This is a genomic window from Micromonospora zhanjiangensis, assembly GCF_042650605.1.
Taxonomy (GTDB): domain Bacteria; phylum Actinomycetota; class Actinomycetes; order Mycobacteriales; family Micromonosporaceae; genus Micromonospora_J; species Micromonospora_J zhanjiangensis.
Map to the genome: position 1 here is coordinate 119,286 of NZ_JBHSBN010000004.1, position 12,039 is coordinate 131,324.

At 71.0% G+C, this 12,039-nt stretch carries 11 protein-coding genes; 2 read left to right on the forward strand and 9 right to left on the reverse strand.

Annotation, left to right across the window (positions count from 1 at the left end):
• Positions 1 to 19: 19 nt before the first annotated feature.
• From ACFOX0_RS08250 to ACFOX0_RS08265, 4 genes are all read right to left on the reverse strand, one after another.
• Positions 20 to 397 carry a type II toxin-antitoxin system death-on-curing family toxin gene (locus ACFOX0_RS08250; protein WP_377543260.1) on the reverse strand — a complete coding sequence of 126 codons (378 nt, stop codon included), beginning with the start codon at positions 395 to 397 and terminating at the stop codon, positions 20 to 22.
• A complete protein-coding gene (locus tag ACFOX0_RS08255; protein WP_377543262.1) occupies positions 394 to 597 on the reverse strand; it encodes a ribbon-helix-helix domain-containing protein in 204 nt (67 codons plus the stop codon). Before ACFOX0_RS08255 ends, ACFOX0_RS08250 begins: the two co-directional genes overlap by 4 nt.
• A 37-nt stretch (positions 598 to 634) precedes the next feature.
• A complete protein-coding gene (hrpA, locus tag ACFOX0_RS08260; protein ID WP_377543263.1) occupies positions 635 to 4,756 on the reverse strand; it encodes an ATP-dependent RNA helicase HrpA in 4,122 nt (1,373 codons plus the stop codon).
• A gap of 126 nt (positions 4,757 to 4,882) precedes the next feature.
• Positions 4,883 to 5,434 carry a histidine phosphatase family protein gene (locus ACFOX0_RS08265; protein ID WP_377543265.1) on the reverse strand — a complete coding sequence of 184 codons (552 nt, stop codon included), beginning with the start codon at positions 5,432 to 5,434 and terminating at the stop codon, positions 4,883 to 4,885.
• A 107-nt stretch (positions 5,435 to 5,541) separates the two neighbouring features.
• Between ACFOX0_RS08265 and ACFOX0_RS08270 the strand changes: the two genes are divergently transcribed.
• Positions 5,542 to 5,922 carry a cytidine deaminase gene (locus tag ACFOX0_RS08270; RefSeq protein WP_377543266.1) on the forward strand — a complete coding sequence of 127 codons (381 nt, stop codon included), beginning with the start codon at positions 5,542 to 5,544 and terminating at the stop codon, positions 5,920 to 5,922.
• Positions 5,923 to 5,947: 25 nt separating this feature from the next.
• Here the strand turns inward: ACFOX0_RS08270 and ACFOX0_RS08275 are convergent, their stop codons facing one another.
• Together ACFOX0_RS08275 and ACFOX0_RS08280 are read right to left on the reverse strand one after the other, a co-directional pair.
• On the reverse strand, positions 5,948 to 6,169 hold the full coding sequence (locus ACFOX0_RS08275; RefSeq protein ID WP_377543267.1) for a DUF397 domain-containing protein: 222 nt from the start codon (positions 6,167 to 6,169) through the stop codon (positions 5,948 to 5,950).
• Positions 6,166 to 7,029 carry a helix-turn-helix domain-containing protein gene (locus tag ACFOX0_RS08280; RefSeq protein ID WP_377543269.1) on the reverse strand — a complete coding sequence of 288 codons (864 nt, stop codon included), beginning with the start codon at positions 7,027 to 7,029 and terminating at the stop codon, positions 6,166 to 6,168. The genes ACFOX0_RS08275 and ACFOX0_RS08280 overlap by 4 nt, the downstream gene beginning before the upstream one ends.
• 480 nt (positions 7,030 to 7,509) lie before the next feature.
• Here ACFOX0_RS08280 and ACFOX0_RS08285 point away from each other — a divergent pair, with 480 nt between their 5' ends.
• Positions 7,510 to 7,758 carry a hypothetical protein gene (locus ACFOX0_RS08285; RefSeq protein ID WP_377543553.1) on the forward strand — a complete coding sequence of 83 codons (249 nt, stop codon included), beginning with the start codon at positions 7,510 to 7,512 and terminating at the stop codon, positions 7,756 to 7,758.
• 189 nt (positions 7,759 to 7,947) lie between these two features.
• Here ACFOX0_RS08285 and ACFOX0_RS08290 read toward each other — a convergent pair whose 3' ends face one another.
• The 3 genes from ACFOX0_RS08290 to ACFOX0_RS08300 form a co-directional block, all read right to left on the reverse strand.
• On the reverse strand, positions 7,948 to 8,595 hold the full coding sequence (locus tag ACFOX0_RS08290) for a hypothetical protein (RefSeq protein ID WP_377543270.1): 648 nt from the start codon (positions 8,593 to 8,595) through the stop codon (positions 7,948 to 7,950).
• Between the two features lie 194 nt (positions 8,596 to 8,789).
• A complete protein-coding gene (locus tag ACFOX0_RS08295) occupies positions 8,790 to 9,233 on the reverse strand; it encodes an acyl-CoA-like ligand-binding transcription factor (protein ID WP_377543555.1) in 444 nt (147 codons plus the stop codon).
• Between the two features lie 162 nt (positions 9,234 to 9,395).
• The gene (locus tag ACFOX0_RS08300; protein WP_377543272.1) at positions 9,396 to 11,900 is read right to left on the reverse strand and encodes a DEAD/DEAH box helicase; all 2,505 of its coding nucleotides are present in this window, start codon (positions 11,898 to 11,900) and stop codon (positions 9,396 to 9,398) included.
• Positions 11,901 to 12,039 lie beyond the last annotated feature (139 nt).

Below are 12,039 nucleotides of genomic sequence, written 5' to 3' on the forward strand. Positions count from 1 at the left end.
TAGTGGGGCTACTGCCTGGTCAGACGTAGAGCTTGCGGAGTTCGCGGGCGATGTCGGGAACCTCGGTCATCGTGCCGCTGGCCACCGCGATGACGAAGGCCTCCGCCTGGTCGACGTCGACCGCCCGGATCGGTACGTCGTTCAGCGCGAGAAACACCCGCGTGGCGGCCCAGGCGAGCCGCTTGTTGCCGTCGATCAGCGCATGGTTCATGCAGGCCGAATGCAGCAGCGCGGCAGCCTTGTCCCACAGGTCGGGGTACGCCTCCTGCCCGAAGGCCACGGTGCCAGGGCGGACAGCGGCGGACGAGAGCAGGCCCAGATCCCGTATCCGGGGAGTCTCATCCAGGACGACGGCGGCGATCTCCACGAGATCGTCGACGTCCAGATAGCTGATCATTCGGCGAGTCGGCGCAGGAGTTCGGCGTCTCGCTCGGCGACCTCACCCGCGAGATCCCGGATCCGGCTGCGGTGGCTGCGCTCCGAGACGTACCGCTCGACGGCCACGACGATGGTCGCGTTCATCGACCGGTGCTCCTGGTCGGCGAGCTGCTTCAGCTGCTCGTGCAGTCCGTCGGGAAGATTGACCGTGGTAACCATATGGAAATCATACCGCTCGGCCGGCGGGTCGGACCGGTCAGCGGCCCTCGGCCTGGTCCATCGCGCGGTAGATCCGCTGTTCGGAGACCGGGTACGGGGTGCCGAGCGCCTGGGCGAACAGGTTCACCCGGAGTTCCTCGATCATCCAGCGGATCTGTCGTACCGCGTCGTCGCCCCGGCGGTTCGGCGGCAGGGCGGCCAGCATCTGGTCGTACTCGGCACGGACCTGCTCGACCCGGGCCTGTTGCTCCCGGTCGCGCTGCGGGTTGCCCGGCAGCCGGTCCAGCCGGCGTTCGATCGCGGCCAGGTAGCGGGGCAGGTCGCCCAGGGCCGTCCAGCCGGACTCGGTGACGAAACCCCGGTACACCAGCTCACCCAGCTGTCGCCGGATGTCCGCCAGGGCGGCCACCAGGGTCAGGCTGGTGGTCCGGCCCAGTCGCTGCTCGACCGCGTACGCCGAGGCGAGCACCTGGCGTACCCGGTCCACCACCTGGACCACGGTGTCCACCAGGTCGGCGCGGACCCGGTCGCGCAGCGCGGCGAACCCCTCGGCGTCCCAGGCCGGGCCGCCCGCCTCCGCGACCAGCTTGTCCACCGCCGCCCCGGCCGCGTCGTCCAGCAGATCCAGCACGTTGCGGTGCGGGTTGCGGCTGAGCGCCAGCTTCTCGGTGTTGCTCAGCCGGCCCTGCAGGAACTTCGCCGGGGACGGCACCGTGAGCAGGATCAGCCGGCGGGTGCCGGCGCGCATCGCGGCCTGCTGCTCCGCCTCGGTCTCGAAGACCCGTACGCCCACCGCGTCGCCCTCGTCGACCAGCGCCGGATAGGCGGTGACCCGGTAACCGGCCCGGACCTGTTCGATGGTCCGGGGCAGCGTGCCGATGCTCCACTCGCGCAGCCCGTGCCGTTCCAGGTCGGGGGCCGCGGCGGTGACCGTCTCCCGTACCTTCACCCGCAGTTGCTGCTGCAGCGCGGGCAGGTCGCGGCCCTCGGCCACCGGCCGCAGGTCCTCGTCGACCACCCGGAAGTTGAGCCGCAGGTGCGGCGGCAGCTTGTCCAACCCCCAGGCGTCCCGCGGCACGGTCACGCCGGTCATCCGGCGCAACTCGCGGGTGAGCGCGTCCAGCAGCGGCTCCTGGCCCGGGGTGATCGCCGCCAGGGCCGCGCGGGCGTAGTCCGGCACCGGGACGAAGTTGCGGCGGACCGGTTTCGGCAGCGACCGCAGCAGCGCGATCACCAGTTCCTCGCGCAGCCCGGGCACCTGCCAGTCGAAGCTGTCCGCGGCCACCTGGTTGAGCAGCGGCAGCGGGATGTCGACGGTCACCCCGTCGGCCTCGGTGCCCGGCTCGAACCGGTACGTCAACGGCAGCGCCATCCCCGCGGAGTGCCACTCGTCCGGGTAGTCGGCCTCGGCGACGCCGCCCCGGCCGGCGTTGACCAGCATCGCCTTGTCGAAGGTGAGCAGCTCGGGCGTCTCCCGGCGAGCCTTCTTCCACCAGCTGTCGAAGTGCCGGCCGGAGACCACCTCGGCGGGGATCCGCCGGTCGTAGAACTCGAACAGGGTCTCGTCGTCGACCAGGATGTCCCGGCGCCGGGCCCGGTGCTCCAGTTCCTCCACCTCGTCCAGCAGCGCCCGGTTGTCCTGGAAGAACCGGTGCTGGGTGTGCCAGTCACCCTCGACCAGGGCGTGCCGCAGGAACAGCTCGCGGGACAGCCTCGGGTCGATCCGACCGAAGTTGACCTTGCGGGCGTCCACCAGCGGCACCCCGTACAGGGTGACCTTCTCGTACGCCATGACGGCGCCCTGTTTCTTCTCCCAGTGCGGCTCGCTGTAGCTGCGCTTGACCAGGTGCTGCGCCAGCGCCTCGACCCACTCCGGTTCGATCCGGGCGGCCACCCGGCCCCAGAGCCGGGAGGTCTCCACCAGCTCGGCCGCCATCACCCAGCGCGGCGGCTTCTTGAACAGCGCCGACCCGGGGAAGATGGCGAACCGGGCGCCCCGGGCGCCCAGGTACTCGTTGCGGCCCCGGCCGTCGGCCGGCTGGCCGGAGGTCTTGACGTCCTTCACGCCGATGTGCGAGAGCAGGCCGGCCAGCAGCGACTGGTGCACCCGCTGCGCGTCGATCTCGTCGGGCAGGTCGGCGCCCGGCCCGCGGTCGGCGCGCTCCGCCCGGCCGTCGGGCCTCCCGTCGCCCCGCTCGCCCCTGCCCCGGTGGCCGCCGTCCCGGCCGCCGCGGCCGCGACCGGCGCCGTCCCGGCCACCCTCGTCGAGGGTACGCAGCACCTGGCGCAGTTGGCTGAAGATGTCCTGCCACTCGCGGACCCGCAGGTAGTTCAGGTACTCCGCCCGGCACATCCGGCGGAACGCGCTGGAGGACAACTCGCGTTGCCGCTCTCGCAGATGCCGCCACAGGTTCAGCAGGGCCGCGAAGTCCGACTCCGGGTCGGCGAACCGGGCGTGCGCCTGGTCGGCCTGGGCCTGCTTGTCCGCCGGCCGCTCCCGGGGGTCCTGGATGGACAGCGCCGCGGCGACCACCGCCACCTCGGTGGCACAGCCGTTGCGCTGGCCCTCGATCACCATCCGGGCCAGCCGCGGGTCGACCGGCAGTTGGGCCAGCTTGCGGCCCAGTGGGGTCAGCGCCAGGCCCGGTCGCTCCGGCCGGGTGTCCAGCGCGCCGAGTTCGTGCAGCAGGTTGACCCCGTCGGCGATGTTGCGCCGGTCCGGCGGCTCGACGAACGGGAACGCCGCGATGTCGCCCAACCCGATCGCGGTCATCTGCAGGATGACCGAGGCGAGGTTGGTCCGCAGGATCTCCGGGTCGGTGAACTCGGGCCGGGACAGGAAGTCCTGCTCGTCGTAGAGCCGGATGCAGATGCCGTCCGAGGTACGCCCGCAGCGGCCCTTGCGCTGGTTCGCCGACGCCTGCGAGATCGGCTCGATCGGCAGTCGTTGCACCTTGAGCCGGTGGCTGTAGCGGGAGATCCGGGCCGTGCCGGGATCCACCACGTATTTGATGCCGGGGACGGTCAGCGACGTCTCGGCCACGTTGGTGGCCAGCACCACCCGGCGGCCGGCGTGCGACTGGAAGACCCGGTGCTGCTCGGCGGTGGACAGCCGGGCGTACAACGGCAGGATCTCGGTGCCGCGCAGCGCCGGCTTCGCCTGCACCAGCTTGCCCAGCGCGTCGGCGGTGTCCCGGATCTCCCGTTCCCCGCTGAGGAACACCAGGACGTCGCCGGGTCCCTCGGCGGCCAGCTCCTCGACCGCGTCACCGATCGCCTGGATCTGGTCCCGGACGTTCTCGCCGTCGCCGTCGCCGTCGGGCTCGTCGGGCACCTCGATCAGCGGCCGGTAGCGCACCTGCACCGGGTAGGTCCGCCCGGACACCTCCACCACCGGCACCCGGACACCCTCTCGCACCTCGAAGTGCCGGGCGAAGCGGTGCGGGTCGATGGTCGCCGAGGTGATGATCACCTTGAGGTCGGGGCGGCGGGGGAGGAGCTGCTTGAGATAGCCCAGGATGAAGTCGACGTTGAGGCTGCGCTCGTGCGCCTCGTCGATGATCAGCGTGTCGTACTGGTTGAGCATCCGGTCGTGCTGGAGTTCGGCCAGCAGGATGCCGTCGGTCATCAGCTTGACCAGCGTCCGGTCGCCGACCTGGTCGGTGAACCGGACCTTGTAGCCGACCACCTCGCCGAGCGGGGTGCCGATCTCCTCGGCGACCCGGTCGGCCACCGTACGGGCGGCGAGCCGGCGCGGCTGGGTGTGCCCGATCAGGCCGCGCACGCCGCGGCCGAGTTCCAGGCAGATCTTCGGGATCTGGGTGGTCTTGCCCGAGCCGGTCTCACCGGCCACGATCACCACCTGGTGGTCCCGGATGGCCGCCGCGATGTCGTCCTTGCGCTCGCTGACCGGCAGGTCGGGCGGATAGCTGACCACCGGGACGGTGGCCCGGCGCCGGGCCAGCCGCTCCTCGGCGGCGGCGACGTCCTCGGCGATCTGGCCGGCGGCGGCGGCCCGCCGGTCCGGATCCTTGATCTTCCGTACGCCGTCCAGCCGCCGCTGGATGCGGTGCTGGTCCCGGAGGGTCAGGTCGGGGAGGCGACCCCGCAGGTCGCGGAGCGGGTCGGAGACGGCCGGTGCGGCGGGTGGCGTGTGCATGTCGTCGCCAAGGATAGGCACGCCCGGGCGGCGGGCGCCCGGGAGTTATCCGCCGGCGGTGTCCCGGCCGGGACGGCGCGGTGCGGCGCGGCCGTGCCGGACGGTCGGAGCGGACGCCGGCCGCGGTCAGCCCGCCCAGCCCGTCGGCAGCCGGTAGGTCCATCCCTCCCGCCAGTCGAACGGCGCGTCCACCAGGTCCTCCAGCGGCTGACCGCCCAGCAGGTGGTCCAGCGCCCAGCGGTTCGCCGAATGGGCGATGATCAGTACCCGGCGGCCGTCCCACGCCCCGAGCAGGTCCCGCAGGAAGCCACGGGTCTGCGACACCACCTGCCGGTAGCTCTGCCCGTTGGGGTACGGCCGGTCGACGTGGTGCCGGCGCAGCCGCTCCAGCTCACCGACGGGCATCCCGGTGAAGAGGCCGTAGTCGCACTCGCGCAGCCGGGTGTCCCGGTGGATCGGGATCCGGCCCATCGGGAAGGCGAGTTCCACCGTCTCCACCGCCCGGGCCAGGTCGGAGCAGAAGACCGCGTGCAGGCCGTCCTGACCCCGCCGCACGCCCATCTCGCGGGCCAACTTCCGGCCGTACGTGGACAGCTCACCGGGCAGCCAGCCGGTGGCGCGGCCCGCCTCGTTGTCGGTGGTGACCGAGTGGGTCTCATAGACGATGTCGACCGTCATGGGGCAGAGCCTGCCAGGCGTACGCCCCGCCGCCCAGTCCGCGCGGAGGGCAATTCTGGTCGCCGCCTACAGTTGACCGCTCGACGAGCGGGCGGGAGGCGTACGTGATGCGGGACACCGATCGGGCGTTGGTGCAGGCCGCGACGGCCGTCGTACGGCTGCGGTGCCGGCCCGGCCGGCACCCGGACGCGGCCGCGGCCCGCACCGCGGACGGTCGGCTCTTCACCGCGGTGGGTGTCGAACACGTCACCGGCGGTGTCTGTGCCGAGGTGGTGCTGCTCGGGACGGCGGCCACCCAGGGGGTCACCGAGTTGGAGACCATCGTCGCGATGGACGCCGGCCGGCGGGAGATCATGACGCCGTGTGCCCGCTGCCGGCAGATCCTGGCCGAACACCAGCCGGCGATCCGGGTGATCGTCGGTCCGGCCGCCGAACCGCGGGTGGTGCCGCTCGCCGAGTTGCCGCCGCCGGAGCCGGTCACCGGCTGACCGACCGGAACGGACACCCGGTCCGTCAGGAGTCGTGGAAGTCGAACTCGCCGTCCTTGACGCCGCCGACGAAGGCGTCCCATTCGGCCCGGGTGTAGACGATGGTGGCCGCGTCGGGGGTCCTGCTGTGCCGAACGGCCACCCGTCCGGTTCCGTCGGCCAGCGGGCCGGCTTCGACGCAACTGCCGCCGGTGTCGGCGCAGCGGGTGCTGATGTGCCAGGTCACGTCCGGCATGGGCTCGCTCATGACAGTTCCTCCGCGATGGTAGCGATCAGCTTTGCCGACTCGTCGGGATCCAGGGCGGCGTCTCTTACCGAATGATAGGCATCAATAAATCTATCCGACTTCGGTGATTCCACGTACAGTTGGCCGGCAAGTCCTTCGAGATATCCCACGGCCGGATAGCCGGGCGGCATCACGAACAGCCAGAACGAGCCGTTGAGGCCGGCGTGCAGGCGGACCGTGGTCGGCAGTACGCGCACTTCGACGTGGCGTCGGCGACAGAGTTGGCCGATGTGGTCGAGTTGGTCGCGCAGCAGGCCGGGACTGCCGATCCGGCGGCGCAGGGCGGCCTCGTCGATCACCGCCTCGATGGCGGCCGAACCGGGCTCGGCCAGCACCCGTTGCCGGGCCAGGCGCAACTCCACCCAACGGCTCACCGAATCCTCGGACACCTCCGGGCCCTCCGCCGCCCGGATCACCAACTCGGCGTACTCCGGCAGTTGGAACAGGCCGGGCACCACCATGGCGTGGTACGAACAGATGCGCTCGGCCCGGGACTCCAGCCAGGGAAAATCAATGAACGACGAGTCGATCACGTCGCCGTAGTCCTCGTCCCAGCGGTCCACCCGCCAGACCTCCTCGGCCAGGGTCAGCAGCCGGGACCGCTCGGTGGCCTGGTGGAATCCGTACAGGTCGAGCAGCGCCACCACCTCGCTGCGTCGGATCGGCCACTCGGCCCGCTCGTAGCGGCTCAGGGCGGTGTGGTCACGCTGCAGAAACTCGCCGACCATTTTCAGGGTCATGCCGCGTTGCTCGCGGATCTGTCGGAGTTGCTGGCCGAGCCATTGTGCGCGAAGGGTGCGGGTGAACGGCTTGTGTGGCACGGGACGGTCCTTCCCCGAACAATACGGGAGTGGTGCAGCCTGCAATTTGCTCTGTGCAACCGAACTGCGGGCCACCGCCGGCGTCGCGCCGGCTCGGTCGGTGACATCGGGTTGTCACGTGAGTGATTACGTTTCACGCCGTATGCTGCCGATCGGCGGAAGCGCATGTTCCCCTTGCCACCTACTCTACTTACCACAGTGGATGGATTGCGTGCGACCGACTGTATACCTGGCGTCATGTTTTGTGGTGTACGGCGGTTCGGTCACGCCGGAAAGGAGGACAATGCGCCCGGACCGGACCAAAGGTCGCGCTCGTCCGTTCCCATTTCCTGGACCAGGGAGGAAAGCCTTGCGTCAATGCCATGGAAATTCCATCCGCTATTCGGCGGAGGGATCGTGATGGTCCTGCGTGGTGAGCTGGGAGCACTTTCCGGCGCGCCGACTCCGGGCCGGGGCCCGTTCGCCCGCCGGGACGGCGAGGTGCCCCGATTCGTCGTACACCTGCCGGTGGTGGTGACGGACCTGGCCGGGGCCAAGCACCTGGCCCGACGACTGGCCGTGGCGCTGCTCGCGCTGCCCGAGGTGGACGGTGGCGAGACGACCGTGTCCGAGGAGGACAACCAGGGCGTACGGCACCGGGTGTTCTGCGACCGGTTGTTGGCCGACGGTCGTCGCTGCGGGCGGCAGAACGAGCACGACGGCGGCTGCGTCCCCGGGGCGGTGGTCTGACGGCCGGTGCCGGGAGGCGGCAGGGGCCGGACAGGGCGAGATCCGCGCGGACCCGGATTCGGTCGGTGGTCGTCCCGAGACGTGCCACCGACCAAATCCGGGGTGTCCGCGCGGATCTCGGACCGGGTGGGGGCCGGCGGGACCGCCTGGTCCCGGTGTGTGGCGTGGCCCGGCGGCTCCCCGGGTGGGTCAGGCCACGGCGGACCAGGTGGCGGTGAAGGCCGCGGCCTCGCCGGCGAGCCACCGCTCGACCTGGCTGGCCTTGGCGTTCGACCGTGGCCGGTGGGTGATCCCCCGTCGGACGTCGACCAGCACCGGCCGTGCGCCGGGCAGAATCCGGTCCATCTGCCGGTCCATCAGGTGCAGGGTGGCCAACACCGCCTCGTCGCTGGGCGGTGCCTCGTCGAAGTGCAGCCGGACCGCCTCGCCGTGGCCATCGGCGAAGCGCAGCCCGAAGTGCGGATTGATCTTGACCGGCAGGTCGCCGACCATGCCCAGCGCGTCGTGCGTCGGGACCAGTTCCACCTCGGAAAGGTCGCCGAGCGAGTGCAGGTAGGCGACCGCCCCGGGCACCAACGCCTCGTACAGCGGGCGCCAGCGCGGCTTGACCGTGCGGGCGATCTCGCCGAGGTGGCGCCCACCGGTGCGGAAGGCGATGTCGGCCTTGAGTGCCTTGACGAGTTGTCCGTGCGGGTTGAAGCCGGAGCGGCTGGCGCGTTGCTTGCGCAGCCCGCCCACGAAGGTGGCCTTCTCCGGGCCGGTGCGGTCGACGTAGCGGGTGAAACCGAGCAGGGTGGCATAGGGGAGCAGAGGGGCGGCGGGAGCGGGCGCGGTCACGGCTTTCCTCCCTGGTCAGAAGCCGGTTTAGTACATACATTCTAATCGACTGGCGCCGCTACGCCCAGTCATTTCGCGGCCCGTTCGGTCCGGTATCGAGGACGGTCGGCCGGTGCGGTCGAGGGCGGCCGACGTCGACCGTGTGAGGCCGGCCGGTGGGCCGGTCGGAGTGTCGACACCGAGGTGGTCGGCGGCTAGGACCCGGTGACGAGGTCGCGCAGGGCTGTCAGGACCTCGTCGGTGACGACGGCCAGCGAGCGGGTCTCGTCGTCGCGGATCCACTGCGCGAACGCGATGCCGAACACCGTCGCGGCGGTCTGTGCGGCCAGCCTGGCGTGCAGTGGGTCGACGCCGCGGGCGCACATGGCCTCGGCGATCTCCGTGCCGATGCCGGCGAGCTTGTGGCGTTCCCGCTCCTGCAGGGCAGGATTCTTGTCGATCACGGCCTGCCGGGTGCGGGCGAAAGGTCTTTTCTCGTCGGGGAAGAAGCCGGCGGCCGAGCGCAACGAGTGGGCGACGATCTCCAGGGGGGAGGCCCCCGGGGGTGCTTCTTCGAGGCCGGTCAGGAACGTGCCGAGCAGTAGGTGCTGGTCGTCGAAGAGAACGTCGCGCCCGGTGATGTCTGTGGCTGACGTCAGTCACAGACATCACGTGGAGGGTGCGTCATGCACGTTTTCGTCACCGGACCCCGGCCGGATCGGCCGTCCGTCATCAGCCCTTCCGACGGCGACGCACCGGTCATGACCGCTCCGACACCAGCCAGGCTGACCGGCCCGGCCACCCACCGGAGCCGGGGGTGCTCAGAGCTGGCCGACGTCGGTGATCCGGACCACGGCCGCACCGACCTCGTCCGACGCGGCCAGGTCGACCTCCGCGCTGATGCCCCAGTCGTGGTCGCCGTCCGGGTCGTCGAAGATCTGCCGGACCGTCCACCGCTCGCGGCCCTGCTCGATCATCAGCAGCGCCGGACCGCGGGCGTCCGGACCGACCCCGAGCGAGCCGTACGCCGCGAAGTACGGCTCCAGCGCGTCGGCCCACGCGTCGGCGTCCCAGCCCGACTCGGCGTCCAACTCGCCGAGCAGGTCGTAGCGGCGCAGCGCCGCCAACTCCACCCGACGGAACAGCGCGTTGCGCACCAGCACCCGGAACGCCCGCGGGTTGCCGGTGACCGCCGGCGGCTTCTCGGCCAGGGCGGCGGTCGCCTCCGCCACGTCGGACGGGTTGCGCAGCCGCTCCCACTCGTCGATGAGGCTGGAGTCGACCTGCCGGACCAACTCGCCCAGCCACTCGATCAGGTCGGTCAGTTCCTCGGTCCGGGCGTCCTCCGGCACGGTCTGCCGCAGCGTCTTGTACGCGTCGGCCAGATAGCGCAGGACCAGGCCCTCGGACCGGGACAGGCCGTAGAAGGCGACGTACTCGGTGAACGTCATGGCCCGCTCGTACATGTCCCGGACCACGGACTTCGGCGACAGTTCGTGGTCGGCCACCCAGGGATGGCCGCGCCGGTACATCTCGTACGCGGCGTCCAGCAGCTCCGCGAGGGGCTTCGGGTGGGTCACCTCGTCGAGCAGTTCGAGGCGCTGCTCGTACTCGATGCCGTCGGCCTTCATCGCGGCGACCGCCTCACCGCGGGCCTTGAACTGCTGGGCGGAGAGCACCTGCCGGGGGTTGTCCAGGATGGACTCGATCACCGACAGGACGTCCAGCGGGTAGCTGGGCGACTCCTTGTCCAGCAGTTCGATGGCCGCCAGCGCCAGCGGGGACAGCGGCTGGTTCAGGGCGAAGTCCAGTTGCAGGTCGACGGTGAGCCGGACCCGCCGGCCGGTCTCGTCCGGCTCGGGCAGTTGCTCGACCACCCCGCCGGCCAGCAGCGCCCGGTAGATCGCGATCGCCCGGCGGATGTGTTTCCGTTGCGCGGCGCGGTCCTCGTGGTTGTCGGTGAGCAGGTGCCGCATCGCCGCGAACGCGTCGCCCGGCCGGCCGATCACGTTGAGCAGCATCGAGTGGCTGACCTGGAAGCTGGAGGTCAGCGGCTCCGGCTCGGCCTCGATCAGCCGGTCGAAGGTGGGCCGGCCCCAGCCGATCGACCCCTCGGGCGGCTTCTTGCGCACCACCTTGCGCCGCTTCTTCGGGTCGTCGCCGGCCTTGGCGAGCGCCTTCTCGTTCTCGATCACGTGCTCCGGCGCCTGCACCACCACCGTGCCGAGGGTGTCGAAGCCGGCCCGGCCGGCCCGGCCGGCGATCTGGTGGAACTCGCGCGCCTTGAGCAGCCGGGTCCGCACCCCGTCGTACTTGGACAGGCCGGTGAACAGGACGGTGCGGATCGGCACGTTGATGCCGACGCCGAGGGTGTCCGTACCGCAGATGACCTTGAGCAGGCCGGCCTGGGCCAGGGTCTCCACCAGTCGCCGGTACTTGGGCAGCATGCCGGCGTGGTGCACGCCGATGCCGTGCCGGACCAGTCGGGACAGCGTCTTTCCGAAGCCCGCGGTGAACCGGAAGTTGCCGATCGCCTGGGCGATCATGTCCTTCTCGGCCCGGCTGCAGACGTTCACGCTCATCAGCGCCTGGGCCCGTTCCAGCGCCGCGGCCTGGGTGAAGTGCACGACGTAGATCGGCGCCTGCTTGGTGCTCAGCAGCTCCTCGAGCGTCTCGTGCAGCGGCGTCATGGCGTACGTGAACATCAGCGGGACCGGCCGCTGCGCCGAGCGGACGACGGCGGTGGACCGGCCGGTACGTCGGGAGAGGTCGCCCTCGAACCGGGTGACGTCGCCCAGCGTGGCCGACATCAGCACGAACTGCGCCTGGGGCAGCTCGATCAGCGGGATCTGCCAGGCCCAGCCGCGGTCCGGCTCGGCGTAGAAGTGGAACTCGTCCATGACCACCAGGCCGACGTCGGCCCGGGAACCCTCCCGCAACGCGATGTTGGCCAGGATCTCCGCGGTGCAGCAGATGATCGGCGCGTCCTCGTTCACGCTCGCGTCGCCGGTCAGCATGCCGACGTTCTTCGGTCCGAAGATCTCGCACAGGGCGAAGAACTTCTCCGACACCAGTGCCTTGATCGGCGCGGTGTAGAACGAGACCCGGTTGTCGGCCAGGGCGGCGAAGTGGGCACCGGTGGCGACCAGGCTCTTGCCCGAGCCGGTCGGGGTGCTCAGGATGACGTTGGCGCCCGAGACGATCTCGATCAGCGCCTCTTCCTGGTGCGGGTAGAGGGTGAGTCCGCGATCCTGGGCCCAGCCGGCGAACGCGTCGAAGAGGGAATCGGGGTCGGCGCTGCCGGGCAGCTGGTCGGTGAGGGTCATGGCCGGTCAATCCTGCCCTGATCACGTACCGGCCCGCCACCCGGGTGCCCGGATCCGGCCACACGGGCGACCCGGCCCGTCGGCCGACGGGCCCGGTCAGCGCCGGTGCAGGCCCGGTCAGCGGCGGTCGCTCGGCGGC